The sequence below is a fragment of the Streptomyces sp. NPDC001606 genome, from assembly GCF_053596835.1.
Window position 1 is genome coordinate 97,119 of sequence record NZ_JBSFHC010000023.1, and the last position, 25,244, is coordinate 122,362.

A 25,244-nucleotide genomic window follows, 5' to 3' on the forward strand; every position below is an offset into this window, starting at 1 on the left:
TGGGCGCCGGTACCCGCCGGAGCCTAGGTACGGCTACTCAACCCGGTCGCGCCCGCCATACCGCCCACGGTGAATCCGATCCCCGCGCCGCCGCCCTCCCGGCAGTACGCGAAGGGCGCCCCGCCGTGCGCCAGCGCCACCTCGCGGACGATGGACAGGCCGAGGCCCGAACCGGGCAGGGAACGGGCGTCCGCGGCCCGGTAGAAGCGGTCGAAGATACGGATCAGATCCGCCTCCGCGATCCCCGGCCCCCGGTCCAGCACCTCCACCCGCACGGTGCCCGCGCGCGCCGGCCCGGTGACGCTGACCTCGATCGGCGCGCTGCCGCCCCGGTCGAACTTGGCCGCGTTCTCCACCAGGTTGGACAGCGCCCGCTGGAGCATCCCGGGCCGCCCGTCGGTCGTCGTGTCACCGCTCGTACGCAGCACGATCTGCCGGCCGGTACGGCGCACCGCCAGCCCCACCACCTCCTCCGCGATGTCGGCGAGGTCCAGCCGCTGCGGCGGCTCGGTGTCGGACTGCCCGGCGGCGAGATCGACCAGCTCGTTGACCAGGTCGGTCAGCTCGCGGGCCTCCTGGCCGAGATCGGCGACCAGCTCCTCGCGGGCCGCCGGCGGAAGCTCGTCGATGCGCCGCAGCAGGGAGATGTTGGTCCGCAGGGAGGTCAGCGGGGTGCGCAGCTCATGGCCCGCGTCCTGCACCAGGCGGCGCTGGTCCTCCTCCGACTGGGCGAGCCGGCCCAGCATCCGGTCGAAGGCACGGCCGAGCCGGCCCACCTCGTCCAGCCCGGCCACCGGCACCTCGATGCCCAGCCGGCGGGTGCGGGCGACGTCCTCGGCGGCGGAGGTGAGGACCACCAGCCGCCGGGTGATCCGCCGGGCCAGCCACCAGCCGAACAGACCGGCGCCCACCACCACGGCCGCCATCAGGATCAGCGTCCGCTGCTGGAGCGCCTTCAGCAGATCCTCGGTGTCGCTGAACTCCTGCGCGACCTGCACCGCGCCCCGCCCGTCACCGAGCGAGACGGTGGCGATCCGGAACAGGTCCGCGTCCACCCGGACGTCCTTGTGCTCCACGACCCTGCCCGCCGACCGGGCCAGCGCCATGGCCTTGTCCCGGGAGGTGACGGGCAGCACCGGATTGCCGTGGTCCACGATCTGGCCCTGCGCGCCCAGCACCTGGACATCGGTGCGGGCGGGACGGACCAGGTCGTGCCCCGGGCGGGAGGAGGAGAAGTCCTCCGGGACCATCTCGTGCTGCCGCACCTCGTCCCGGACGTCCTGCACCACCTGCGTGAACACCGACTGCTGGTCGACCCGGACCAGACGGGCGGCCGAGCCGTACGACAGGATGCCGGTCAGGATCGTCACGGCGGCGGTGACCGCTGCGAACGAGACCGCGAAGGTGGTGCGCAGCGAGACCAGCTTGGGCCGGCGCCGGGCCAGCATCCGGCGCAGGCGCCGCACTCAGTCCTCCCGCAGCACGTAACCCACGCCCCGCACGGTGTGGATCAGCTGCGGAGCACCCGGCTCGTCCAGCTTGCGGCGCAGATAGCCGACGTAGACGGCGAGGTTCTTGGAGCCGGGACCGAAGTCGTAGCCCCAGATGCGGTCGTAGATGGTGGAGTGGTCCAGCACGATCCCGGCGTTGCGGACCAGCAGCTCCAGCAGCTCGAACTCGGTACGGGTCAGCTCCAGCTCGCGCTTGCCGCGCCACGCCCGGCGGGCCTGGAGATCCATGCGCAGTCCGGCGGCCTCGATCTGCCGGTCCGAGACCTGCGCCTCCCGGCCGCCCGCGGCCCCCTCGGAGGTGCCGGCGGCGACGGCCACCGGGGTGGTCCGGCGCAGCAGCGCGCGCAGCCGGGCGAAGACCTCCTCCACATCGAAGGGCTTGACGACGTAGTCGTCCGCGCCCGCGTCCAGACCCGCGATCCGGTCGGCGGTCTCCACGAGCGCGGTGAGCATGAGGATCGGTGTGCGGTCCCCCTCGGCGCGCAGCACCCGGCAGACCTGGAGTCCGTCGATGCCCGGCATCATCACGTCGAGCACCAGGACGTCCGGCGGCGTCTTGTGGGCCTGTGCCAGTGCTTCCACACCGTCGGCGACCGCCGTCACCTCGTACCCCTCCAGGGTCAGGGCACGCTTCAGGGCATGACGGATGGCACGGTCGTCTTCGGCGAGCAGCACAGTCTGGGGCACCCTCCCAGTCTGCCAAGCTCAGCGCTGATTCGGCCGGGACGGGCGGGCCTACGATCACCCTTTTTACCGGCCTCTCACCGTCACAGGGGCAACCCGGACCGGGGTCCCTACCGTCCTCTCACCCCGGGCCTTCCGGTCCGTGCCTCAGAAGGCGTACGCGTCGCCCGTGTCCAGCACCAGGACCGTGAGCCGGTCGTTCGTGCGGTCCTTGTCCACGGCGCCGCCGCCCCACGCCGTGTCGACCTCCAGGGTCACCTCCGAGAGCTGTTCCCGCAGCCGTACCGGCACCCGCAGCTGCTCCCCCACCGCGCCCGCCGCCAGCGCGCCCGTGCCGCACACCACCGTCCGCTCGTCCTCCCGGGCGCACCGGGCCGGCAGCTGCTGCCGGTCGGCCAGCGGCACCGACCAGCGCAGCCGTACCGTCGCGTCGGGGACCGCGGCGGGCCCGTTGTTGCGCGGGGTCAGCCGCACCTCCACCTGGTCGCCGTCCATCACCGCCGTGCCGTGCAGGGCGAGATCCGCCTCCGGCACCGGCGCCGGGGCGGCCGCGGCGGTCCCCGCCACTCCCGGCACCACAAGGGCGGCACCGCACACCACCGCCGGCCCCCACGCTCTGATCCGCACGCCGCTCACCCTCACCATCGCCCTCGGCCACCGGTTCCCGTACGTAGGACGTATGCCACGCCCGCCGGCGGCCAGGCGCCCTCCAACAGGTGACAGCACCCGCCCGTGCGAAGCTGCCCGCATGCCGATCCTCCGTTCCGCCGCCCTGTTCGTCGTCGCCGCGCTCTTCGAGATCGGCGGCGCCTGGCTGGTCTGGCAGGGCGTGCGGGAACACCGGGGCTGGCTGTGGGCGGCCGGCGGGGTCCTCGCGCTCGGCGCCTACGGCTTCGTCGCCACCTTCCAGCCGGACGCCCACTTCGGCCGCATCCTGGCCGCGTACGGCGGGATCTTCGTGGCCGGGTCGATCCTGTGGGGTTTGGTCGCCGACGGCTACCGCCCGGACCGCTTCGACATCGCCGGGGCGCTGATCTGCCTCGCCGGAATGGCCGTGATCATGTGGGCGCCGCGGAACGGCGGCTGAGCCCCCCTTACGCTGGACGGGACCGCGCCCTGCCGAAAGGCCGTACCGAGGAGCTGCCCATGGCCCCCGCCTCCCGCATTGCCGTCGTCACCGGTGCGAGCAGCGGCATCGGCGCCGCGACGGCCCGCGCGCTGGCCGAGGCCGGTCACCGCGTGGTCCTCACCGCCCGCCGCAAGGACCGGATCGAGGCGCTGGCGGAGGAGCTGACCCGGTCCGGGCACTCGGCGGTGGCCTACCAGCTGGACGTCACCGACCGCGCGGCGGTGGACGAGTTCGCCACCGCGTTCCAGACGATCGGCGTCCTGGTCAACAACGCGGGCGGCGCGCTGGGCGCGGACCCGGTGGCCACCGGGGACCCGGCGGACTGGCGGACGATGTACGAGACGAACGTCATCGGCACCCTGAACATCACCCAGGCCCTGCTGCCCAAGCTGGTCGCCAGCGGCGACGGCGTGGTGGTGGTCGTCTCCTCCACGGCCGGGCACGGCACCTACGAGGGCGGCGGGGGCTATGTCGCCGCCAAGCACGGCGCCCATGTCCTCGCCGAGACCCTGCGCCTGGAGATCGTCGGCCAGCCGGTCCGGGTGATCGAGATCGCGCCCGGCATGGTGAAGACGGAGGAGTTCGCCCTGACCCGCTTCGGCGGCGACCAGGAGCGGGCGGAGAAGGTCTACCAGGGCGTGGCCGAGCCGCTCACCGCGGAGGACGTGGCGGAGACCATCACCTGGGCGGTGACCCGCCCCAGCCACGTCAACGTCGACCTCCTCGTCCTGCGCCCCCGCGCCCAGGCCTCGAACACCAAGGTGCACAGGGAGCTGTGATGCCCGACCCGGCCGAGCCCCCCGCCGCACCCGACACCCTGGAACAGCGCCGCCTGGCCCAGGAGACCAGGGACGAACGCAAGGTCTGGTACTTCCTGGGCTACTTCCTCTTCGGCATCCACATCGTGGCGTTCGTCATGATCTACGCGGTCCGGCACGGGCACTGACGGGGCGTCAGCCCTTCACGCAGACGACCTGCTTCAGCTTGGCCACCACCTGGACGAGGTCCCGCTGCTGGTCGATGACCTGGTCGATCGACTTGTAGGCGCCAGGGATCTCGTCCACCACGCCGGTGTCCTTGCGGCACTCCACGCCCCGGGTCTGCTCCTCCAGGTCCCGGGTCGTGAAGCGCCGCTTGGCCGCGTTGCGGCTCATCCGGCGGCCCGCGCCGTGCGAGGCCGAGTTGAAGGACTTCTCGTTGCCGAGGCCCTTCACGATGTACGAGCCGGTGCCCATCGAGCCCGGGATGATGCCGTAGTCGCCGGAGCCGGCCCGGATCGCGCCCTTGCGGGTGACCAGCAGGTCCATGCCGTCGTAGCGTTCCTCCGCCACATAGTTGTGGTGGCAGGAGATCTCCGGCTCGAAGACCGGCTTGGCCTTCTTGAACTCCTTGCGGACCACGTCCTTCAGCAGCGCCATCATGAGCGTGCGGTTGTACTTGGCGTACTCCTGCGCCCAGAACAGGTCGTTGCGGTAGGCCGCCATCTGCGGGGTGTCCGCGACGAAGACCGCGAGGTCGCGGTCGACCAGGCCCTGGTTGTGGGGGAGCTTCTGGGCCACGCCGATGTGGTGCTCGGCGAGTTCCTTGCCGATGTTCCGGGAACCGGAGTGGAGCATCAGCCAGACGGAACCCTCTGTATCCGTACAAACTTCAACAAAGTGATTCCCGGATCCGAGCGTTCCCATCTGCTTCTGTGCCCGGTCATGACGGAACTTGACCGCTTCCGCGACCCCCTCGAACCGTCCCCAGAAGTCGTCCCACCCGGAGGTGGGCAGGCCGTGGAACCGGCCCGGCTCGACGAGGTCGTCGTGCATCCCCCGCCCCACCGGAATCGCCTGCTCGATCCTCGACCGCAGCCGCGACAGGTCTCCCGGCAGGTCGTTCGCCGTCAGGGAGGTCTTCACCGCCGACATTCCGCAGCCGATGTCCACGCCGACCGCCGCCGGGCACACCGCGCCCTGCATCGCGATGACCGAGCCGACCGTCGCGCCCTTTCCGTAGTGCACGTCCGGCATCACGGCCAGGCCCTTGATCCAGGGCAGGGTGGCCACGTTCTGGAGCTGGCGCAGGGCCACGTCCTCGACCGTCGCCGGGTCGGTCCACATACGGATCGGGACCTTCGCGCCGGGCATCTCGACGTACGACATAGCTTCCTCATTCCCCCGGATACAACAACAAAATGACTTAGCAGCAACAAAGAGAAGATGCGGAACGAACGGTGAGGAAAGGGACACTGGACCGGCGTCCGCGGCAGCGCGTGCGATACACATTGTCTCCAGGGGGCGCCCCGCTTCGGCAAGCGAATAACCAGCGGGGACACTGGAGCAGCAGAGCGATCGACCCGTCGAGAGGAGCCCGTCCGTGCAGCGGAAGGCGTATGTAACCGGCACCGCCGCCCTCCTCGCGGCGCTGCTGGCCGGCTGCACGAGCGGCTCGGGGAGCGACGGCTCGACCGACGACGCCAACCCCGGCGACACGGGCGCGAGCGCCGCCGCCCAGCCCGGCCGGTATCGCACCCTCCCGGAGCCCTGCGGAGCCGTCGGGCACGACACCCTCGACGCGCTGCTGCCCGGCATCCGGCAGATCACCGACCCCCAGCAGCAGGACAAGGCGTACCAGGGCGAGGCCGCGCTCACCTACGACACCGACCGCAAGGTGGGCTGCCGTTGGAAGGTGGAGTCCGCCGACGCCACCGACCGGCTCTCGATCGACCTGGAGCGCGTGGTGTCGTACGACAACACGGTCAGCGACGACGACGAGGCCGAGCAGCTCTTCCAGCAGCGGGAGACGGGCGCCCATCTGCCGGAGCCGAAGAGCGGCGGCCCGGAGAGCGGCGGCACGGAGAGCAGCAGCGCGGCGAGCAGCGGCTCGCCGACGAGCGCGGCGAAGAAGAGCGGTGCGCCCGCGTCGCCGGCTTCCTCCGCGTCCGGGGCGGCCGCCGCGAGCCATCCGGCGTCCTCCTCCCCTTCCCCGTCCCCCTCCGGCGCGTCGCCCTCCGACACCGCCGACCTCCAGCCGCGCACCCTCTCCGATCTCGGTGACGAGGCGTATATCGACGACCAGCTGTCCGCCTCCGGTTCGACGGCCGAACAGCGGACCGTGACTGTGGTGTTCCGCACGTCCAATGTCGTCGTCACCATCGAGTACGAGGAGCAGCCGACGGCGCTCGGGACGGTCCCGGACAGCAAGGAAATGCAGGACAGGGCCCGGAATCTGGCGGCTCGGCTGGATGACGCGCTCGGCGGGTGACGGCCGTCGGGGCCGCGCCGGCCCGCGCGCGCAAAGCGCGGGAACGGAAACCGCGCGGCTTCCTCACCGCGTACCGTGGCCCCCGCAGGAACCCGCACGAACACCCGCACGAACACCGAGCGTCATGAGTGAAGGAACCATGCAGCGAGCAGCCCAGCGAGACGACCGTGCCCCGCGAGACCGGCGAACCAGGCGCCTGAGCCGCGCTCTTGTCTGCGCGGCCGCCGTTCCGGCGATGCTGATCACCGCCGCCTGCTCGTCGGACTCGGGCGACTCCAAGGCCAAGAGCGGCGGCAGCAGCAGCTCCGCCCAGCCGTCCACGGGGAGCAGCACGCCCTCGGCGAGCGCGTCGCCGTCGGTGGCGCCGGCCGCGTATCTCAAGCTTCCCGACCCGTGCGGGGTGTTGTCGAAGGACACCCTCGGCGATCTGGTGCCGAACGGCGTGAAGTCCGGCAAGAAGGGCAGTTCGGACGATCCGTCGTCGCGTGCCTCCTGCTCCTGGAACAGCCTGGACAACAACGGCGTCAAGGGCTCGCAGTTCCGCTGGCTCAACGTCTCGCTGCTGCGCTTCGACTCGGACGCCACGCGCGGTCCGGCCGACGCGCAGGCGCACACGTACTACACCAAGCAGGTCCGGGACGCCCAGGCGGTGGACGGCGCGAAGGGCGCGAAGGCCGAGCCGGTGTCCGGTGCGGGCGCGGAGGCGACGGCCGTGCACTACGACCTGAAGAAGAAGGAAGGTCTGTTCAAGCAGCAGACCGTCGTGGCCCGGGTGGAGAACGTCGTCGTGACCGTCGACTACAACGGCGCCGGTCTCGCGGGCGACAAGACGCCGGACGCGGCCGATCTGACGAAGGCGGCGGAGAAGGCGGTCAAGGAGGCGGTGGCGGCGGTGACGGCCGCCAACAAGGGGGATGCGGGGGCGGGTTCGTCGTCCTCGCCGTCCTCGCCGTCCGCGTCGAAGTCCCCCTCGAAGTCGGCGTCGAAGTCGCCCTCGGCGTCCGCCGCCGCGGCCAAGAAGGACTGAAGCAAGAACTGAAGAAGGACTGAAGCGGAAGCTTTAAGTCCTGACCGGCGCGGCGTTCGCCGCACACGTGTGCCACTCTGTTGCGCGCAAGAACACGCAAGGGGAGGGGAGTACGAGTGGCCGCGCCGCAGCTGACTCGGATGCACCGCGTTCTCATCGGTGTGGTCGTGACCGGTGCCCTGATCATCGCCGGTATCGGCTTCGCCGGTTCGTACGCGGCCGTCCGCGCTCTGGCCCTCAAGAAGGGCTTCGGGAACTTCTCGTATGTGTTCCCGGTCGGTATCGACGCGGGCATCTGTGTGCTGCTCGCCCTGGATCTGCTGCTGACCTGGATCCGGATCCCCTTCCCGCTGCTGCGCCAGACGGCCTGGCTGCTGACGGCGGCGACGATCGCGTTCAACGGCGCCGCCGCCTGGCCGGACCCGCTGGGTGTGGGGATGCACGCGGTGATCCCGGTGCTGTTCGTGGTCGCCGTGGAGGCGGCCCGGCATGCGATCGGCCGGATCGCCGACATCACGGCCGACAAGCACATGGAGGGCGTCCGGCTCACCCGCTGGCTGCTCTCGCCGGTGCCCACGTTCCTGCTGTGGCGCCGGATGAAGCTGTGGGAGCTGCGCTCCTACGACCAGGTCATCAAGCTGGAGCAGGAACGTCTCGTCTACCAGGCGCGGCTGCGGTCCCGCTTCGGCCGGGCGTGGCGCCGCAAGGCTCCGGTGGAGTCGCTGATGCCGCTGCGGCTGGCCCGGTACGGTGTCCCGCTGGCGGAGACGGCCCCGGCGGGGCTGGCCGCGGCGGGGATCGAGCCGGATCTGATCCCGGTGGCGCCCGCGTCCGCCCGTGCGGTGGAGGCGGCGCCGGAGCGGCCGGCCGTGGCCGCGGGCGGCGGCCGGGCCGCGCAGCCGGTGCCCGCGGGCGGCCGGGGCGCGCAGGCGGTGTCCGCGCCCGCCGCCGAGCAGCGGCTGCGGCTGCCGCAGCAGCGGGCGGCCGAGCCGGAGCCCCCGGTGGACGAGGAGAGTCCCTGGTTCCAGGCGCCGCGGGAGATCGAGTACCACGGCGGCTACGACCCCACCTACGACCCGATGATGCAGGAGCCTCAGTACGCCCCCGAGGAGCAGTACGAGGAGTGGTACGAGGAGCAGGCGCCGGAGGCCTTCCAGCAGCCGGGCCCGGAGGAGACCGGCAGCTTCCCGATCCCGGTCACCCCGCAGCGCACCCGCGAACTCGGCGAGGGCGGCGGCGCCCCGGAGCCCGAGGCCGCGCAGGAGCCGACCGAGGACGACTACTACCAGGTGTTCCGGCAGTCGATCGACGGCAGCTACCCGACGCCCCGGACGCTCGGTGACAACATCGAGGCGACCTACGGGACGACCCTGTCCCCCGGTGCTCTGAAGGCCCTGGTCGACCGTTTCCAGCAGCGCCGTGAGGCGGAGCTGGAGGACGAGCACATCGCCTGAGCCTCCAGGCGCAATGCGGCAAGCGGAAGGCGCCCGGTGCTCCCTGAGCACCGGGCGCCTTCGTCGCCTTGAGCGGGCGGGTTACTCGCCGAGCAGGCGGCGCACCCGGTCCTGACCGACGGCCAGCAGCAGGGTGGGCAGGCGCGGGCCGGTGTCGCGGCCGACGAGCAGGTGGTAGAGCAGCGCGAAGAAGGTCCGCTGGGCGGTCTTGATCTCCGGCGGCAGCTCCTTCGGGGTGGCGTCGGCCGAGAAGCCGGCCTGGACCTTCGGCACGCCGTAGACGAGGTGGGTCAGCCCGTCCAGGGACCAGTGCTCGGCGAGGCCGTCGAGCAGCAGCCGTACGGACTGCTGGGAGGCCTCGTCGAGGGACTTCAGCAGCTCGGCATCGGGCTCGTCGCGGACGATGGTGCGCTGGTCGGCGGGGACGTGGGTGTTGATCCACGCCTCGGCGCGGTCGTAGCGCGGCCGGACCTCGTCCAGGGTGGCCAGCGGCTGCTCCGGGTCCAGCTCGGAGAGGATGCGCAGCGCCTGGTCCTCGTGTCCGGCGGTGATGTCGGCGACGGACGCGAGGGTGCGGTACGGCAGCGGGCGCGGGGTCTTCGGCAGGTCACCGGCGGCCGTGCCCACGGCGCGGGTGTAGGCGGCGACGTCGGCCGGGAGGGCGGAGCCGTCGGCCACCTTGGCGGCCAGCTTGTCCCACTCGTCGTAGAGCCGCTGGATCTCCTGGTCGAAGGCGATCTTGAAGGACTGGTTGGGCTTGCGGCGGGCGTAGAGCCAGCGCAGCAGCTGCGGCTCCATGATCTTCAGCGCGTCCGCCGGGGTGGGGACGCCGCCGCGGGACGACGACATCTTGGCCATGCCGGAGATGCCGACGAAGGCGTACATCGGGCCGATGGGCTGCACGCCGCCGAAGATCGGGGCGATCTGACCGCCGACCTGGAAGCTGGAGCCCGGCGAGGAGTGGTCGACGCCGCTCGGCTCGAAGATCACGCCCTCGTAGGCCCAGCGCATCGGCCAGTCGACCTTCCAGACCAGCTTGCCGCGGTTGAACTCGCTGAGCCGGACGGTCTCGGCGAAGCCGCACGCGGTGCAGGTGTACGACAGCTCGGTGGTGTCGTCGTCGTAGGAGGTGACGGTCGTCAGGTCCTTGCCGCAGCCGCCGCAGTACGGCTTGTACGGGAAGTACCCGGCGGAGCCGGAGCTGCCGTCGTCCTCGGAGGCGGCGCCGGAGCCCTCCTCGGCCTCCAGCTCGGCCTCGTCCACGGCCTTCTGCTGCTTCTTCGCGGCCTTGGGCTTGGTGCGGTACTGGGCGAGGATCGCGTCGATGTCACCGCGGTGCTTCATGGCGTGCAGGATCTGCTCGCGGTAGGCGCCGGAGGTGTACTGCGCGGTCTGGCTGATGCCGTCGAACTCCACGCCGAGCTGGGCCAGCGACTCGGTCATCGCGGCCTTGAAGTGCTCGGCCCAGTTCGGGTACGACGACCCCTTCGGCGCCGGGACCGAGGTCAGCGGCTTGCCGATGTGCTCGGCCCAGGACTCGTCGACGCCCGCGATGCCGGCCGGGACCTTGCGGTAGCGGTCGTAGTCGTCCCAGGAGATCAGGTGCCGGACCTGGTGGCCGCGGCGGCGGATCTCGTCGGCGACGAGGTGCGGGGTCATGACCTCGCGGAGGTTGCCCAGGTGGATGGGTCCGGAGGGGGAGAGGCCGGACGCGACGACGACCGGTTTGCCCGGGGCCCGGCGCTCCGACTCCTCGATGACCTCATCCGCGAAACGGGAGACCCAGTCGGTGGTCTCGGTGCTCTGAGCCACGATCGGCACGTCCTTCTTTCTGAACGGGTGACACCCCATTGTCACAGACGCCCGCGCGCGCGGAAAAACGGCTTTACCCGTCATGGGATACTGGCTGGGACTATCCATTCCCACGAGGAGAACGGCACCCATTCCTATGGCCTCGGTCACGTCCCTCAGCGATTCCGTCCAGCAGCACCTCGCGTCCGCCCTCTCGGCCACCCTGCCGGAGGCCGCCGGCGCGGACCCGCTGCTGCGACGAAGCGACCGGGCCGACTACCAGGCCAACGGCATCCTCGCGCTGGCCAAGAAGGCCAAGGCGAACCCGCGGGAGCTGGCGACGCAGGTCGTCTCCCGGGTGGTGACCGGTGACGAGCTGATCCAGGACGTCGAGGTCTCCGGCCCCGGCTTCCTGAACATCACGATCGCGGACCGGGCGATCACCGCGAACCTGGCCGCGCGGTACGCGGACGAGTCCGGCCGCCTCGGTGTGCCGACCGCCGCCACCCCGGGCACCACGGTGATCGACTACGCCCAGCCGAACGTGGCGAAGGAGATGCACGTCGGTCATCTGCGCTCGGCGGTCATCGGCGACGCGGTGGTGCAGCTGCTGGAGTTCACCGGCGAGACCGTGGTCCGCCGGCACCACATCGGCGACTGGGGCACCCAGTTCGGCATGCTCATCCAGTACCTGGACGAGCACCCGCACGAGCTGGACCACAAGGCCGACGCGGTCAGCGGCGAGGAGGCGATGTCCAACCTCAACCGCCTGTACAAGGCCGCGCGGAAGCTGTTCGACTCCGACGAGGAGTTCAAGACGCGGGCCCGGCGCCGGGTGGTCGACCTCCAGGCGGGCGAGCCGCGGACGCTGGCCATGTGGCAGAAGTTCGTGGACGAGTCGAAGATCTACTTCTACTCGGTCTTCGAGAAGCTGGACATGGAGATCCGGGACCCCGACATCGTCGGCGAGTCCGGGTACAACGACATGCTGGCCGAGACCTGCCGGCTGCTGGAGGAGTCGGGCGTCGCCGTCCGCTCCGAGGGTGCGCTCTGTGTCTTCTTCGACGACGTCAAGGGCCCGGACGGCAACCCGGTGCCGCTGATCGTGCAGAAGTCGGACGGCGGCTACGGCTACGCGGCGACCGACCTGTCGGCGATCCGCGACCGCGTGTTCAACCTGAAGGCGAACTCGCTGCTGTACGTGGTCGACGTGCGTCAGTCGCTGCACTTCAAGATGGTCTTCGAGACGGCGCGCCGGGCCGGCTGGCTGGGCGACGACGTCACGGCGCACCAGCTGGCGTTCGGCACGGTCCTCGGCAAGGACGGCAAGCCGTTCAAGACCCGTGAGGGCGAGACGGTCCGGCTGGAGGACCTGCTGGACGAGGCCGTCGAGCGGGCCACGGCCGTGGTCCGGGAGAAGGCCGAGAAGGTGGGCCTGACCGAGGACGAGATCACCGAGAACGGCCGGTACGTCGGTATCGGCGCGGTGAAGTACGCGGACCTGTCCACCTCGGCGGTCCGGGACTACAAGTTCGACCTGGACCAGATGGTCTCGCTGAACGGCGACACGTCCGTCTACCTCCAGTACGCGTACGCCCGGATCCAGTCCATCCTCCGCAAGGCCGGCGAGGCCCGCCCCGCCGCCCACCCGGAGCTGGCGCTGGCCCCGGCGGAGCGTGCGCTGGGCCTGCACCTGGACCAGTTCGCGGAGACGGTCCTGGAGGTGGCGGCGGCCTACGAGCCGCACAAGCTCGCCGCGTACCTCTACCAGCTGGCCTCGCTGCTGACGGCGTTCTACGACCAGTGTCCGGTGCTGAAGGCGGAGACCCCGGAGCAGGTGGAGAACCGGCTGTTCCTGGTGGACCTCACGGCCCGCACCCTGCACCGGGGCATGGCCCTGCTGGGCATCCGGACGCCCGACAAGCTCTGACCCTCACCGGCTCACCGACGGCCCGCTCTCACTGCGAGGGCGGGCCGCTCGCGTCGGCGCCGGTGTAGGGCTGCCAGGCACCGACGCCGTCGGCGCCGTTGTACCAGTAGGCCTTGTCGCCGCGCATGGCGACGGTGCGGAACGGCTGTCCGTGGTCGTCGATCCGGGTCCTGCCCTGCCGGTCGCCGCTGCTCCAGGTCAGTTCGAGGTACCAGCCGACGTCGTGGCTGTCCGTGCTCGCGTCGATGTCGAGCACCTCGGGGTCGTCGACGGACACCTTGTAGGGGAAGTTCGTCGTGCCCCCTTCGCCGGGCACCGGGCGGGGGTTGGCGGACGGGGAGTCGAGGTCCACGGCGAAGGAGGCGGGGTTCAGACCGCCGCCGCACCCGGCGCCCATCATGTAGGCGTTGCCCGTGGGGGCCGTACGGCTGCTGGTGGTGACGACGCGGAGGGTGTGCAGGACGACGGGCCGGCTGCCGGTGCCCTGCACGGTGACCTGGAGCCGCAGATGTCCCGCCGGTACGGCGTGCAGCGCGGCCGCCCAGCCGTCGGTGGCCTGGCTCGCCGGGGGCGGGGGCACGCTGTGCGGCCCGCTGTTCAGCAGGAACCACTGGTCGCAGGGGCTGTCCCAGTTGTTCGTCAGGACGTTCACATGGAAGGGCGGGGCGGAGTCGGCGGCCGTGCTGCGGCGGGCCGGGGGTTCGGTGCGGGCGGAGGGGGACGGCGTCCCGGCACCGGCCGAGGCGGACGGCGATGCCGTGGTCCGGCGGGGGGCGGCCGGCGCCGGGTGGGTGGCGGGGTGGCGTTCGGCCGCCTGCGCGGAGGCTCCCGGGGTCTCGCCGGAGGCCGCCGCCGTACCCGACTCCGGCGTGAACCGAGTGGCCGCGGCGGCCGCGGCGGCGCAGAGGACGACGGCGGCCGCGGCCACGGCGGCCGTCCGCCGGCGCGGCAGCATGCGGGGCCGCGGAGGGAGATCGGTGACCGGATCGGCCGGTACGACGGCTGCGTCGGCTTCGGCGTGTTCGCCGCCCCGGGTGTCGGCGTCGGCCGGGCGGGGTGTCTCCGCCGCTCTTCCGCGGGCGGCGTCCGCCAGGATCCAGCGGCGGTGCAGCTCCACCAGCTCCTCGGGGGTGGCCCCGCACACCCGGGCGAACCGCTCCAGGGGGGCGTACTCGTTCGCCACCGTGGTGCCGTTGCAGTACCGGTGGAGCGTCGAGGTGCCGACGTGCAGCCGCTTGGCGAGCATGCCGTAGCTGCGGCCGGACCGCTCCTTCAACGCGAGCAGCAGTGCCGCCAGTTCCCGGGACTCGTCCGCCATCGCCTCTCCCCCACCGTCCCGGAACGGCGTTCCAGGCCCCGATGTTTCCCCAGTTCAGACGGGGTGGAACCGTTTCAGGGTTCCAACTCCCCCGCCAAGTATGGCGGCTGGGACGGATCGTCCCGCACGGTTCGGTCATCGGCCGGTTCACCCGATCCGGCCCCGAACGGACCACCAACGGGAGAAGCACCTCATGTCCATCCGACGCGCCCTCACCACCACGGCCACCCTGGCTCTCGGCTCCCTCGCCCTCATCGCCTGCGACCCGAACTCCGCGGCGGGCGCCGCCCCCACCGCCGGGGCCACCGTCGCCAAGACCGGCGGAGCGCACACGACCGCGCCCACGGCCGCCGCCACGGTGGCGGCCACGGTCGCGGCGAAGACCCCGGCCGCCGCCCCGAGGACGCAACGAGGCACCACGTCCCACACGGCACCGTCCGGATCGGGCACGGGCAAGAGCACGGGCACGGGGACGGCCACGGGGTCGGGGTCGGGCGGGAGCACCCATCCCGCGCTGTGCCGGGCGGGCCAGCTGACGCTCACCGCGGCCCCGGTCGCCCAGCCGCTGAACCACCTGCTGATCACCGCCAAGAACACCAGCGGCGTCCCCTGCGACCTCGGCATCATCGGCCAGGTCAGCTTCGACGGCCGGGTCCGGGCCACCCCGCCCGGCGGGCTCGGCGGCGGCCCCAACATCCTGCGCCCCGGCGCCTCGAACTACGAGGGCGTCGCCCTCGACCAGCAGGACGCCCCGGGCAAGGGCAGCACTGTCTCCTCCCTGACCGTGAAGCTGGACAGCGGCGACACCGTGCGCATCCCGGTGAAGGCGTACGTCCACGCCCCGCACATCTCGGTCTGGCAGCCGAACGCGGCCGACGCCCTCTCCGCCGCCTAACCGTTCTCGTCGGCGAGTTCCCGGACGAGGTCCAACAGGGCCTGCCGTACCTCGTCCGGGGCGAGGACGCGCACCGGCGTGCCCAGGCCGAGGAGGTAGCGGGCGAGGCCGTCCGGGTCGGGGCCGCCGATGTCCACGAGGGTGGCGTCGGGGCCGTCGGGCCGGTGGGTGCCCACGGTCGCGGGGACCAGCCTCAGCGCCTGCTCCAGAGGGAGCGGGAGGCGGACGGTCGCGGTGAGCGGGTACGGCCCGTTGGCGATGTTCCGGGAGACGAGGTGCGCGGGGTCGGGCGGGTCGGTGATCTCCACCGGCCGGCCGGTGGAGCGGAGCCGTTCCACCCGGTCGGCGCGGAAGGTGCGCCACTGCCCTCGGTCGACGTCCCGGGCGACGACGTACCAACGGCGGCCGGTGTGCACCAGCCGGTAGGGGTCGACGTCCCGGACCGTGGCCCGCCCCTGCCCGTCGGTGTACGACAGCCGGGCCCGCTCACCGGCCCGGCAGGCGGCCGCCAGCTCCAGCAGCAGCCCGGGACGGATGGCGGCGCCGTCCGCCCCGGGCAGCCGTACGAAGGTGTCGTCCAGCTCGCCCAGCCGGTCGGCGATCCGGCGGGGCAGCACCTGGCGGAGCTTCAGCAGCGCGGACAGCGCGGCCTGGTCGCCGCCGAGGGCGCCGCTCAGCGCGGCCTCGCGCAGCCCGACGGCCACGGCCAGCGCCTCCTCGTCGTCGAGGATCAGCGGCGGTACGCGGGAGCCGGCCCGGAGCCGGTAGCCGCCCCAGGGTCCGGCCTCGGAGTCGACGGTGTAGCCGATCTCCCGGAGCCGGGCGACGTCCCGGCGGACCGTGCGGTCGGTGACGCCCATGCGGTCGGCCAGTTCGGCACAGGTCCAGGAGGGCCGGGCGGACAGCAGGGACAGCAGCCGCAGCAGGCGGGCGGAGGCGGCGATCACACGGGAAGTCTGACACGGCAACCGAGCCAACCAGGACCGGAACTGTCCTGGTCCCGTCCTACTGTTCCCTCATGACCACGGACACCACTTCCACCGCGCCCGTCTTCCGCTACGCCGCCGTCACCTTCGACTGTGCCGACCCGGCCGAACTCGCCGCCTTCTACGGCGCCTTGCTCGGCCAGCCCGTCCTGTACGCCACCGACGACTTCGTCCTCCTCGGCCGGGAGGGCGCCCCCGGCCTGGGCTTCAATCGGCTCGCCGACTACCGCCGCCCGACCTGGCCGGACCCGGCCCAGGAGAAGCAGGCGCACCTGGAGTTCGGCGTGGACGACCTGGCCGCCGCCGAACGGCACCTGCTCCGGCTCGGCGCGACCAAGCCGGACTTCCAGCCGGACCCCGACCGCTGGCGGGTGCTCCTGGACCCGGCCGGTCACCCCTTCTGCATCACGACCCTCGTCTAGAGCAGATGCCGGGCGAGGAAGCGGGCCGCGCTGTCCGACTCGAACCGGGGCAGTTCCTTGTGCCGGCCCGTGTTCACGTGCAGTGACTTCACCGGCGAGGCGAAGGCGTCGAACAGTGCCAGACCGGCCTCGCGGGGGATGTGCTCGTCGTCCCACTGCATGTCGAACTCGACCGGGACCGTGATCCGCCGCGCCTGCTCGGCCAGCGCGTCGGGCCAGTGCAGCCCGAACACGGCGGCGGTGATCCGCGGATCCTGCGCCACGAAGGGCACTCCGATCGCGGTGCCCATGTTGAGCCCGTAGTAGCCGACCGGCCCGTCGGTGCCGATCTCGGGGAGTTCCTGGAGGGCGTCCAGGGTCGCCCGCCACTCGGGTACGGCCCGCTCGGCGAGGTGGGCGTTGTAGCGGACGACGACCGGGCCTTCCGGCTCGCCCGCCTCCCGCGCGGCGAACAGCGCGTCGATCTCGCGCTCGTCGTGCGCCGTACGCGGCCGGTCACCATGGCCGGGCGCGTCGATACAGGCGACATGGAAACCGAACCCGGTCACGAGGAGCCGCGCCCGCCCGGTCATCGCCGGCCACCTCTTGTGGGTGCCGCCACCGTGGCCCAGCAGGACCAGGGGTGCGCGCCGGAGATCCCCCGCGAGGTCACCTGCGGGGGACCAGAGAAGGCCGGGGATGTCACCGACGGTGAACTCGCGCTCGAGGACGCCGTCCGTGGTGGTCTGCTTGGTGAACTGAAGAGTATTCATGGCGTGTTGCCTTTCGGGAGTGCCTGATTGCGGGGCACTCCCGGCGACGCCTACGTCAGTCGCCCGACCATGAGACAAGGGGGAGCACCCTTACACGAACTGCGTTCACGGGTCTCACCTCCTCGGGCGGGTTTCACGGCCACCCGAAAGCTAGCAGCAGGCTCATCGGCGCGCCCACTCTTTTTTTCTTCGGCTGGCGCGGAACAGGGTGGGTGCCCGCCTCCTATGGGAGACTTTCGGGCGGTCTGTTCCACCCGGCGTGGGAGGTGGCGGGGTGCCCGCTCAGTACGTCGCCCGCCTGTTCGAGGCGTTTGAGCGGTACGCGGAGCGGCCTGCGGTCGTCTTTCAGGGGGCCGAGCTGTCGTTCGGGATGGTCGGGGACGCGGCTTACCGGATCGCGCGGGCCATGGGTGAGCTGGGGGTTCGGCGGGGGGCCGGGGTCGCGTGTGTGAGTGGGAACCGGCCGGAGGTATTGCTGGTCCGGCTGGCCGCCCATCTGCTGGGGGCCCGGATGACCACCGTGGTGATCGCCGCCGACACCCATGGGCTGGCCCATGTCCTGCGGGACTGCGATCCGGCGGTGGTGGTGTACGACTGCCCGGTGCCTGATACCGGGACGCTGGCCCTGTCGTTGGGGGAGCTGATGGAGCGGGCCGCTTCCGAGGCGGCCGATCCGGTGCCCGTGCTCGCGGAGGACGACGACATCGCCCGGGTCATGTACACCGGCGGCACCACCGGACTGCCCAAGGGCGTGGCGTCACGGTTCCGTGCCCTCGACGCGCGGGCAGCGTGGGCCCGCGAGGACAGCGGCTTCGAGGAGCTGGTGTTCGTCTCCGCGACCTCGCTGGCGTACCGCGCGGGCGGACGGTGTCTGGAGCACCTGCTGTCCGGGCGGCGCGTGGAGATCCTGCCGGAGTTCTCGCCCGAGGAGTTCGCCGCCGCCTGCCGCCGCGCCGGGGCCGCCGCGACCTACCTCTCGCCGACCCAGATCTACCGGCTGCTCGAACACCCCGGCACCCGGGACGGGATCCGTGAGCTGGTGTCGGTCAGCTACGGCAACTCCAGCATCCACCCCGCGCGGCTCGCCGAGGCCCTCCGCCGGTTTCCCGGCGCCGCGTTCCGCCAGGGCTACGGCACGAGCGAGACCGGCGTGATCGCCCGGCTGACGCCGGAGGACCACACCACCGCCCTGCACGGAAGACCGGACCTGCTCGGCTCCGCCGGCCGCCCCCTGCCCGGCGTCGACGTCGAGATCCGCGACCCCGAGCGGAAACCGCTGCCCACCGGCCGGGCCGGGGAGGTCTGGGTCCGGTCCCCGGCGATGATGGACGGCTACTGGAACCGCCCCGACCTCGACGCCGAAGCCTTCGACGGCGACTGGCTGCGCACCGGTGACATCGGCCGCCTGGACGCCGACGGCTACCTCCATATCGTCGACCGCCTCAAGGACATGGTCGTCGTGGAGGGCCGCAACATCTACAGCGGCCCGGTCGAGGCCGCCCTCACCCGCCATCCGGCCGTCGCCGAGGCCGCCGTCGTCGGCCGCGACCACCCCAGGACCGGCGAGGAGGTCGTCGCGTTCCTCGTCCCCGCCCCCGATCACTCCCCCAGCCAGGAGGCGGCGGCCGAGGCGTGCGACCTGGTGGTGGAGGCGCTCGCTCCGGCCCACCGGCCGACGACCGTACGGTGGCTGGCCGCGATGCCGCTGACGCCGACCGGCAAGACGGACAAGCGGGCACTTCGCCGTCGCCTGGAGGCCGAGAGCGGGACGGGCTGATCCGCGCGGGTTCAGGACAGCCCGAACTCGCACCACACCGCCTTCCCCGGCCTCCGCTCCCCCACCCCCCACTTGTCGGCCAGGGCCGCGACCAGCAGCAGACCCCGGCCGCCCTCGTCCTGTTCCTCCTCGACGACAGGGGTGCCGGGGCCGCTGTCGTGCACCTCCACCCGTACGACCGTGCCGTCGCATCCCAGCCGCAGCAGGAACCCCCGCCCCGGCGGAACCCCGTGCAGCACCGCATTCGTGGCCAACTCGCTCACGCAGAGCGACACGTCGCCGCTCCGCTCCCAGGCCGAGAGTCCCCAGTAGTGCAGCGACCACTCCGTGAACCGCCTGGCAGCGGGGACCGAGCGGCGGGCGCGGCCGTAGTACTGGTCGTGTTGGAAGGGGAGTTCAATGTGCGCATTCACGGGACGAATGTCGCGCAGGGTAACTAGCCTCGATCAGTACGTGATCCCGTACAGATTGTTTGTACGGGTTCGTGCGGGGTGGTGTTCGGACAGGTGTGGGGAGTTCAGCAGGCATGACGCCTACACGGAGGAAGAACCAGTCGGCCATGAAGATGCTGGGCCGTCAACTGGCGGCGGCTCGGCGGGCGAAGGGGTTGAGCCAGGCGGGTCTGGCCCATGTCCTGCACATCAACGAGGAGACGCTGGCCAGCATCGAGCAGGGCCGACGCCCGCTGAAGCAGGACATCGCCGAGCAGTGCGACGAGTACCTGGATACGAAGGGGACGCTGGCGACGGGTGTGGCCAACCTCCCCGAGATCGACCAGTTCCCTCTGTGGGCCGAGGAGTACATGGACCAGGAGAAGGTCGCCATCACGCTGTCCTGGTACGACAACGCCGTCATCCCGGGTCTGCTCCAGAACGAGGCGTACGCCCGTGCCGTCCTGCGCAATCGCGTTCCGGCGTACGAGGACGAGGAACTGGAGAAGACGCTCCGGCTGCGGCTCGACCGCCAGGAGATCCTGCACCGCAAGAACCCGCCGACGCTGAGCTTCGTGGTGTGGGAACCCGCGCTCCACGTCAGGATCGGCAGCAGGGAGGTCCGCAAGGATCAGCTGCGATCGCTGCGAGAAGCGGCCGAACTCCCCTGCGTTTCAGTACAGGTACTGCCGCTCGACAGCCCCTTCCATGCGGGCCTCGCGGGCCCGTTCGCCCTCTTCGAAACCCCCGACCACCAGCACCTCGCCTACACCGAGTCGCAGCGCGGCAGCCAGTGGGTTTCCGACCCGGAAGAGGTGTCTCGCCTGACCCGCAAGTATGCGATGCTGCGGACACAGGCCCTGACCACCCAGGACTCGAAGGGCTTGCTCGACCGCCTACTAGGAGAGCGATGAGCACGGAAGCGCTTCAGTGGTTCAAGTCGACCTACAGCAGCGACGAAGGCGGCGCATGCCTCGAAGTGGCCGTCTCCTGGAAGAAATCCACCTACAGCAGCGACGAGGGCGCCGCATGCGTGGAAGTCGCCACCTGCCCCCACTCCATCCACATCCGCGACTCCAAGCAGCACCCCTCCTCCAGCCCCACCCTCACCCTCGCCCCCGCCACCTGGGCCGCCTTCACCTCCTCCCTCAAGTGAGGAGCGGACGTCGCGTTACCGGCCGGCTGCTTACCGGTAGCCGTTCCAGTAGTCCTGGCTGCCGGGGCAGTAGTGGTACGTGTTCGACGCCCAGACGGCCCGGCCGCCCTCCCAGAGGACGAAGTTCCCGTCGGTCTGCACGATCGCGATCGTGTCTCCGCCGTGCCAGGTCTGGGTGTTCCATGTGACGTCTGTGTGGCCGGTGCTGACGTCCACCGAGTAGGTGGCCATGTTGCCGTCGGACCAGAAGTCCCATCTCTGGTAGTGATTCTGGGTGGGGTCGTAGTAGCCGGACGCCCATACGGCCTGCCCGGCCGAGACGTTGCGGCCCAGTGCGTAGGAATAGCCGCCGTACCGGCAGTACAGGACGAGGTTGCCGTCGTTCTGGAACTTCAGGTAGGTGAAGGCGCTGTTGAACGTCGTCGGGGACCACCACTCGCTGCCGGTGTGCAGTGTGGAGGTGTGGGTGCACTGGGAGGTGTCGACGCCGGACGACAGCGGGACACAGACGTAGCTGGTGGCGGATGCGGTCGGGGCGTTGGCGATGCCGAGACCGGCCATGAGCCCGATGGCGGCACCGGCTACGGCGACACGTCGGAGCTTGCGGAGCTTGAGCATGGTTGCTGTCTCCTACCTTGAGCGGTGTGACTCCGGTTGGACGGGAGTCAGTCTGCCCCTGGGCGGCCCGGCCCTGTTCCCCCTTTCGAAGGATTGGCCCAAAAGCTCCGGGCCCTCAAGTGAGGCTTCTCAGCACCCCCTTCACCACCTTCCCGCTCGCGTTTCTCGGCAGCTCGGGGACGAATTCCACCGCCCTCGGCACCTTGTAGTTCGCCATCTCGCGGCGGGACCAGGCGATCAGGTCGTCGGCGGTGAGGACGGAGCCCGCGCGTCGGACCACGTACGCCTTGGCGACCTCGCCGAGGCGTGGGTCGGGGATGCCGATCACGGCGGCCTCGCGCACATCGGGGTGGGCGGACAGCCGTTGCTCTATCTCGGCGGGGTAGGCGTTGAAGCCGCCGACGATGAACATGTCCTTGATGCGGTCGGTGACGCGCAGGTTGCCGGAGGGGTCCAGGACGCCGACGTCGCCGGTGTGCAGCCAGCCGTCGGCCGAGACGGCTTCCCGGGTCGCCCGGTCGTCCTCGTGGTAGCCGCGCATGACATTGAAGCCCCGGACCAGGATCTCGCCGGTGTCCTCGGCGATCCTGACCTCGGTGCCGGGGATGGGGCGGCCGGAGGTGGTGGCGATCACGGCGGGGTCGTCGCCCCGGCGGCACATCGTGACGATGCCGGACGCCTCGGAGAGGCCGTACGCCGTGAGGACCGTGCCGATGCCGAGTTCCGTGCGCAGGCGTTCCACCAGGGTCAGGGGGACCACGGACGCGCCGGTGACCACCAGGCGGAGGCCGGCCAGGTCGTGGGCGGCACGGGAGGGGTGGTCGAGGAGGGACTGGAGGAGGGCCGGGGGGCCGGGGAGGACGGAGACGCGTTCCGTGGCGATGTTGGCGAGGGCGGTATCCACGGTGAACACCGGCTGCGGGATCATCGTCGCCCCGCGCATCAGGCAGGCCAGCACGCCCGCCTTGTAGCCGAAGGTGTGGAAGAAGGGGTTGACGATGAGGTAGCGGTCGGTGGGGCGGAGGCCGGCCAGGTCGGCCCAGATGTCGTAGGCGCGCAGGGTCTGTTCGTGGGTGATCACCGCGCCCTTGGGGCGGCCCGTCGTACCGGAGGTGTAGACGATGTCCGAGAGGCTGTCGCCCTTCAGCTCGGCCGCGCGCGCCAGGACTTCAGCCGTCGGTATCGCCGAACCGGCTGCCAGGAACTCCTTCCAGGTGCAGTAGTCGGCGGGCGCGTCGCCCGACAGCACCACCACCCGTTCCAGGCCTGGTAGTCCCGCCCCCATCGCCCGGCGCAGGGAGGCCACGTAGGACGTGCCCAGGAAGGTGCCGGTCACGAAGAGCAGCCGGGCCCCGCTGCGGCGCAGCACGTCGACGGCCTCCGGGCCCTTGAAGCGGGTGTTCAGCGGGACCAGGACCCCGCCCGCCGTCACCGCGCCGAGGGCCGCGACGATCCAGTCCAGGGAGTTGGGGGCCCAGACGGCGGCCCGGTCGCCGGGGCGCAGCCCGGTCGCGAGGCAGGCGGCGGCCGCCCGTTCCACCCGGGCGCCCAGCTCGGCGTAGCTGATCCGGGTGCGGCCGTCGACCACCGCCTCGGTGTCCGCGTACCGCTCGGCGGACCGGCGGACCAGGTCCGCGATGGTGTTCCACTCGGCCATGGCGGACCTCCCCGTCCCCGCATACCTGACGACTCGTCAGATTAGCGGTAACCTGACGTGCTGTCAGGTCGGGGAAGGGGGCCACCATGGCGGCAGGCGGCACAGGGCTGAAGGACGCCACCGCGATCGTCGGGATCGGGCAGACCGCGTTCGCCAAGCACCTCCCCGAGGACGAGCGGACGCTCGCCTGCCGGGCCGTGCTCGCCGCGCTGGAGGACGCGGGGATAGCGCCCGGCGAGGTCGACGCGCTCGCCTCGTACACCATGGAGGAGACCGACGAGGTGGAGCTGGCGAAGGCGGTCGGCTTCGGGGACCTGACCTTCTTCGGCAAGGTGGGGTACGGGGGCGGGGGGTCCTGTGCGACCGTCGCGCTGCTCGCCGCCGCCATCGTCGCCGGACAGGCGAGCGTGGGGGTGGCCTGGCGGTCCCGGAAGCGCGGCAGCGGGCCCCGGCCGTGGACGAACACCACCGTGCAGCTGCCCACCCCGGCCCAGTGGACGCGGCCCTTCGGGCTGCTCCGCCCGGCCGACGAGATCGCCATGCTCACCCGCCGCTACCTGCACGAGTACGGCGCCACCCGCGACCACCTGTTCAACGTGGCCCTCGCCTGCCGCAACCGGGCCAACCAGAACCCGGCCGCCGTGATGTACGACCGGCCGCTGACCCGGGAGATGTACATGACCTCCCGGTGGATCAGCGAGCCGCTGTGCCTCTTCGACAACTGTCTGGAGACGGACGGGGCGCTGGCGTGCGTCGTGGTCGGGCGGGAGCGGGCGCGGGACTGCCGTCAGCGGCCCGTGTACGTGCACTCCGCCGCGCAGGGCCTGCCCGCCCAGCACCACGGGATGGTCAACTACTGGAGCGACGACCCGCTCACCGGGCCCGCCTGGACCGCCGCCCGGCATCTGTGGAAGCACGCCGACCTCACGCCGGAGGACGTCGACGTGGCGCAGATCTACGACGCGTTCACCGCCCTGGTCCCGCTGTCCCTGGAGGGGTACGGCTTCTGCGGCCGGGGGGAGGGCGGCGCCTTCACCGAACAGGGGGCGCTGGAGATCGGCGGGCGGCTGCCCCTCAACACCGGCGGGGGCGGGCTGAGCGAGGCCTATGTGCACGGCTTCAACCTGATCAACGAAGGGGTGAAGCAGCTGCGCGGGACCAGCACCGCGCAGGTGCCGGGTGCCGCCGCCTGCCTGGTCACAGCGGGCGAGGGCGTGCCCACCTCCGCGCTGCTGCTGAGGAGTTGAGACGAGCATGCTGAGTCCGGTCCCCGACCCCGACGGCGCGCCCTTCTGGGAGTACGCCGGCCGGGGTGAACTGCGCGTCCAGGTCTGCGGCGACTGCGCCGAGCCCCGCTTCCCGCCCCGGCCCTGCTGCCCGCACTGCCAGTCCTTCGCGAGCGAGTGGCGGCCGGTGTCGGGGCGCGGGCGGGTGTGGTCGTACGTCGTGCCGCATCCGCCGCTGCTGCCGGACTACGCGGCGCAGGCGCCGTACAACGTGGTCGTGGTGGAGCTGGAGGAGTGGCCCCGGATACGGCTCGTGGGGAACGTCGTCGCGCGGGCCGGGGACCGGCTGGACTCCGTCGGCCCGGGGCGGATCCGGATCGGGGCGCGGGTGCGGGCCGTGTTCTGCGACGGGCTGCCGCAGTGGGTGCTGACCTCGTGAGCGCGGGCGTGCGGGTCGAGGCCGACCAGCAGTCCGGGGTCGCCGTGGTCACCCTGGACCGGCCGCACCGGCTCAACGCGATCGACCTGGAGACGGCCGGGGAACTCCGGGAGATCTGGCGGGGGTTGCGGTTCGAGGACGCCGTGCGGGCGGTGGTGCTCACCGGGGCCGGGGAGCGGGCCTTCTGCACCGGGATCGACCGGGGGGCCGTGGTGCCGCAGCCCTCGTCGCCGTACATGCTGGACGATCCGCTGCTGACCGTCGGGCCGAAGGCGAACGGGCTGTGGAAGCCGGTCGTGGCCGCCGTGTCCGGGATGGCCTGCGGCGGGGCGTTCTATCTGCTCGGGGAGTGCGAGTTCCTGGTCGCCGACACCACGGCCGTCTTCTTCGACCCGCACACGACGTACGGCATGGTCAGCGCGTACGAGTCCATGCTGATGGCGCAGGTACTGCCGCACGGGGAGGCGGCCCGGACGGCGCTCATGGGGACGGCCGAGCGGATGTCCGCCGCACGGGCCCATGCCGTCGGGCTGGTCACGGAACTCACCGAGCCCGGCGGGGCGTTGGCGGCCGCAATCGCCGCCGCCGGGGTCATCGCGGGGTATCCGGCGGAGGCCACCCAGGGCACCGTGCGGGCGCTGTGGGCCGCCCGGGAGGCCGCGCTGGCACCGGCGTTCGCGCAGGCCCCGCACCTCATCGCGCTGGGGAACCTGCCGGGCGGGCGACAGGCTGAGCTGTTCGAGGGACGCCGGCGCGACTTCAGGTTGCGTTAGCAATTAGGTGTACTACTCA

General features: G+C 71.6%; 26 protein-coding genes. 15 read left to right on the forward strand and 11 right to left on the reverse strand.

Features of this window, described 5'->3' with window-relative positions; translation table 11 throughout:
* Positions 1 to 23 precede the first annotated feature (23 nt).
* The 3 genes from ACWCV9_RS32385 to ACWCV9_RS32395 form a co-directional block, all read right to left on the reverse strand.
* Positions 24 to 1,448 carry a HAMP domain-containing sensor histidine kinase gene (locus ACWCV9_RS32385; protein WP_450792008.1) on the reverse strand — a complete coding sequence of 475 codons (1,425 nt, stop codon included), beginning with the start codon at positions 1,446 to 1,448 and terminating at the stop codon, positions 24 to 26.
* Positions 1,449 to 1,466: 18 nt separating this feature from the next.
* The gene (locus tag ACWCV9_RS32390; RefSeq protein ID WP_385841909.1) at positions 1,467 to 2,198 is read right to left on the reverse strand and encodes a response regulator transcription factor; all 732 of its coding nucleotides are present in this window, start codon (positions 2,196 to 2,198) and stop codon (positions 1,467 to 1,469) included.
* Positions 2,199 to 2,342: 144 nt separating this feature from the next.
* Positions 2,343 to 2,822, reverse strand: a complete 480-nt coding sequence (locus ACWCV9_RS32395; RefSeq protein WP_450791930.1) for a hypothetical protein — start codon at positions 2,820 to 2,822, stop codon at positions 2,343 to 2,345.
* A gap of 121 nt (positions 2,823 to 2,943) precedes the next feature.
* Here ACWCV9_RS32395 and ACWCV9_RS32400 point away from each other — a divergent pair, with 121 nt between their 5' ends.
* The 3 genes from ACWCV9_RS32400 to ACWCV9_RS32410 are packed head-to-tail and all read left to right on the forward strand — an operon-like array spanning position 2,944 to position 4,270.
* On the forward strand, positions 2,944 to 3,282 hold the full coding sequence (locus tag ACWCV9_RS32400) for a YnfA family protein (protein WP_450791932.1): 339 nt from the start codon (positions 2,944 to 2,946) through the stop codon (positions 3,280 to 3,282).
* 59 nt (positions 3,283 to 3,341) lie between these two features.
* Positions 3,342 to 4,103: an SDR family NAD(P)-dependent oxidoreductase gene (locus ACWCV9_RS32405; RefSeq protein ID WP_450791934.1), complete on the forward strand. Its 762-nt coding sequence runs from the start codon at positions 3,342 to 3,344 to the stop codon at positions 4,101 to 4,103.
* Complete coding sequence (locus ACWCV9_RS32410; RefSeq protein WP_385841914.1) at positions 4,103 to 4,270, forward strand: hypothetical protein; 168 nt, start codon at positions 4,103 to 4,105, stop codon at positions 4,268 to 4,270. The genes ACWCV9_RS32405 and ACWCV9_RS32410 overlap by 1 nt, the downstream gene beginning before the upstream one ends.
* Positions 4,271 to 4,277: 7 nt before the next feature.
* Here the strand turns inward: ACWCV9_RS32410 and ACWCV9_RS32415 are convergent, their stop codons facing one another.
* Positions 4,278 to 5,471 carry an RtcB family protein gene (locus ACWCV9_RS32415; RefSeq protein ID WP_450791936.1) on the reverse strand — a complete coding sequence of 398 codons (1,194 nt, stop codon included), beginning with the start codon at positions 5,469 to 5,471 and terminating at the stop codon, positions 4,278 to 4,280.
* A gap of 214 nt (positions 5,472 to 5,685) precedes the next feature.
* Here ACWCV9_RS32415 and ACWCV9_RS32420 point away from each other — a divergent pair, with 214 nt between their 5' ends.
* From ACWCV9_RS32420 to ACWCV9_RS32430, 3 genes are all read left to right on the forward strand, one after another.
* A complete protein-coding gene (locus ACWCV9_RS32420; RefSeq protein ID WP_450791938.1) occupies positions 5,686 to 6,573 on the forward strand; it encodes a DUF3558 domain-containing protein in 888 nt (295 codons plus the stop codon).
* 124 nt (positions 6,574 to 6,697) lie between these two features.
* Positions 6,698 to 7,600 carry a DUF3558 family protein gene (locus tag ACWCV9_RS32425; protein WP_450791940.1) on the forward strand — a complete coding sequence of 301 codons (903 nt, stop codon included), beginning with the start codon at positions 6,698 to 6,700 and terminating at the stop codon, positions 7,598 to 7,600.
* Positions 7,601 to 7,740: 140 nt separating this feature from the next.
* Positions 7,741 to 9,054, forward strand: coding sequence for a DUF2637 domain-containing protein (locus ACWCV9_RS32430; protein ID WP_450791942.1), 1,314 nt, complete (start codon positions 7,741 to 7,743; stop codon positions 9,052 to 9,054).
* 81 nt (positions 9,055 to 9,135) lie between these two features.
* Here the strand turns inward: ACWCV9_RS32430 and lysS are convergent, their stop codons facing one another.
* Positions 9,136 to 10,875, reverse strand: a complete 1,740-nt coding sequence (gene lysS, locus ACWCV9_RS32435; protein ID WP_450791944.1) for a lysine--tRNA ligase — start codon at positions 10,873 to 10,875, stop codon at positions 9,136 to 9,138.
* A gap of 127 nt (positions 10,876 to 11,002) precedes the next feature.
* Between lysS and argS the strand changes: the two genes are divergently transcribed.
* Complete coding sequence (gene argS, locus ACWCV9_RS32440) at positions 11,003 to 12,775, forward strand: arginine--tRNA ligase (protein WP_450791946.1); 1,773 nt, start codon at positions 11,003 to 11,005, stop codon at positions 12,773 to 12,775.
* A gap of 28 nt (positions 12,776 to 12,803) precedes the next feature.
* Here argS and ACWCV9_RS32445 read toward each other — a convergent pair whose 3' ends face one another.
* The gene (locus ACWCV9_RS32445; RefSeq protein ID WP_450791948.1) at positions 12,804 to 14,093 is read right to left on the reverse strand and encodes a helix-turn-helix domain-containing protein; all 1,290 of its coding nucleotides are present in this window, start codon (positions 14,091 to 14,093) and stop codon (positions 12,804 to 12,806) included.
* A 193-nt stretch (positions 14,094 to 14,286) separates the two neighbouring features.
* Here ACWCV9_RS32445 and ACWCV9_RS32450 point away from each other — a divergent pair, with 193 nt between their 5' ends.
* The gene (locus ACWCV9_RS32450; protein ID WP_450791950.1) at positions 14,287 to 14,988 is read left to right on the forward strand and encodes a hypothetical protein; all 702 of its coding nucleotides are present in this window, start codon (positions 14,287 to 14,289) and stop codon (positions 14,986 to 14,988) included.
* Here the strand turns inward: ACWCV9_RS32450 and ACWCV9_RS32455 are convergent.
* Positions 14,985 to 15,935: a helix-turn-helix transcriptional regulator gene (locus ACWCV9_RS32455; RefSeq protein ID WP_450791952.1), complete on the reverse strand. Its 951-nt coding sequence runs from the start codon at positions 15,933 to 15,935 to the stop codon at positions 14,985 to 14,987. The genes ACWCV9_RS32450 and ACWCV9_RS32455 overlap by 4 nt on opposite strands.
* Positions 15,936 to 16,006: 71 nt before the next feature.
* Here ACWCV9_RS32455 and ACWCV9_RS32460 point away from each other — a divergent pair, with 71 nt between their 5' ends.
* Positions 16,007 to 16,396 (forward strand): VOC family protein, encoded by a 390-nt coding sequence (locus ACWCV9_RS32460; RefSeq protein ID WP_385841928.1) that lies wholly within the window; start codon positions 16,007 to 16,009, stop codon positions 16,394 to 16,396.
* Here ACWCV9_RS32460 and ACWCV9_RS32465 read toward each other — a convergent pair.
* A complete protein-coding gene (locus tag ACWCV9_RS32465) occupies positions 16,393 to 17,148 on the reverse strand; it encodes an alpha/beta hydrolase (RefSeq protein ID WP_450791954.1) in 756 nt (251 codons plus the stop codon). The two genes, ACWCV9_RS32460 and ACWCV9_RS32465, sit on opposite strands and share 4 nt — an antisense overlap.
* A 274-nt stretch (positions 17,149 to 17,422) precedes the next feature.
* On the opposite strand from ACWCV9_RS32465, the gene ACWCV9_RS32470 reads away from it, so the two are divergent.
* Positions 17,423 to 18,925 carry a class I adenylate-forming enzyme family protein gene (locus ACWCV9_RS32470; RefSeq protein ID WP_450791956.1) on the forward strand — a complete coding sequence of 501 codons (1,503 nt, stop codon included), beginning with the start codon at positions 17,423 to 17,425 and terminating at the stop codon, positions 18,923 to 18,925.
* An 11-nt stretch (positions 18,926 to 18,936) separates the two neighbouring features.
* Here the strand turns inward: ACWCV9_RS32470 and ACWCV9_RS32475 are convergent, their stop codons facing one another.
* Positions 18,937 to 19,338 (reverse strand): ATP-binding protein, encoded by a 402-nt coding sequence (locus ACWCV9_RS32475; RefSeq protein WP_450791958.1) that lies wholly within the window; start codon positions 19,336 to 19,338, stop codon positions 18,937 to 18,939.
* A gap of 113 nt (positions 19,339 to 19,451) precedes the next feature.
* Here ACWCV9_RS32475 and ACWCV9_RS32480 point away from each other — a divergent pair, with 113 nt between their 5' ends.
* Both ACWCV9_RS32480 and ACWCV9_RS32485 read left to right on the forward strand, forming a co-directional pair.
* Entirely contained in the window at positions 19,452 to 20,270 is an 819-nt protein-coding gene (locus tag ACWCV9_RS32480) for a helix-turn-helix domain-containing protein (RefSeq protein WP_450791960.1), read from the forward strand.
* Positions 20,267 to 20,512 carry a DUF397 domain-containing protein gene (locus tag ACWCV9_RS32485; RefSeq protein WP_450791961.1) on the forward strand — a complete coding sequence of 82 codons (246 nt, stop codon included), beginning with the start codon at positions 20,267 to 20,269 and terminating at the stop codon, positions 20,510 to 20,512. Before ACWCV9_RS32480 ends, ACWCV9_RS32485 begins: the two co-directional genes overlap by 4 nt.
* Positions 20,513 to 20,542: 30 nt before the next feature.
* Here ACWCV9_RS32485 and ACWCV9_RS32490 read toward each other — a convergent pair whose 3' ends face one another.
* Both ACWCV9_RS32490 and ACWCV9_RS32495 read right to left on the reverse strand, forming a co-directional pair.
* Positions 20,543 to 21,130, reverse strand: a complete 588-nt coding sequence (locus ACWCV9_RS32490; protein ID WP_450791962.1) for a hypothetical protein — start codon at positions 21,128 to 21,130, stop codon at positions 20,543 to 20,545.
* Between the two features lie 115 nt (positions 21,131 to 21,245).
* Complete coding sequence (locus ACWCV9_RS32495) at positions 21,246 to 22,787, reverse strand: FadD3 family acyl-CoA ligase (protein WP_450791964.1); 1,542 nt, start codon at positions 22,785 to 22,787, stop codon at positions 21,246 to 21,248.
* An 86-nt stretch (positions 22,788 to 22,873) separates the two neighbouring features.
* Here ACWCV9_RS32495 and ACWCV9_RS32500 point away from each other — a divergent pair, with 86 nt between their 5' ends.
* Genes ACWCV9_RS32500 through ACWCV9_RS32510 form a run of 3 tightly spaced genes read left to right on the forward strand, consistent with a single transcriptional unit; the run spans position 22,874 to position 25,225 of the window.
* Positions 22,874 to 24,034, forward strand: coding sequence for a lipid-transfer protein (locus ACWCV9_RS32500; RefSeq protein ID WP_450791966.1), 1,161 nt, complete (start codon positions 22,874 to 22,876; stop codon positions 24,032 to 24,034).
* A gap of 7 nt (positions 24,035 to 24,041) precedes the next feature.
* Positions 24,042 to 24,452, forward strand: a complete 411-nt coding sequence (locus ACWCV9_RS32505; protein ID WP_450791968.1) for a Zn-ribbon domain-containing OB-fold protein — start codon at positions 24,042 to 24,044, stop codon at positions 24,450 to 24,452.
* The gene (locus ACWCV9_RS32510) at positions 24,434 to 25,225 is read left to right on the forward strand and encodes an enoyl-CoA hydratase/isomerase family protein (RefSeq protein WP_450791970.1); all 792 of its coding nucleotides are present in this window, start codon (positions 24,434 to 24,436) and stop codon (positions 25,223 to 25,225) included. The genes ACWCV9_RS32505 and ACWCV9_RS32510 overlap by 19 nt, the downstream gene beginning before the upstream one ends.
* Positions 25,226 to 25,244: the final 19 nt, after the last annotated feature.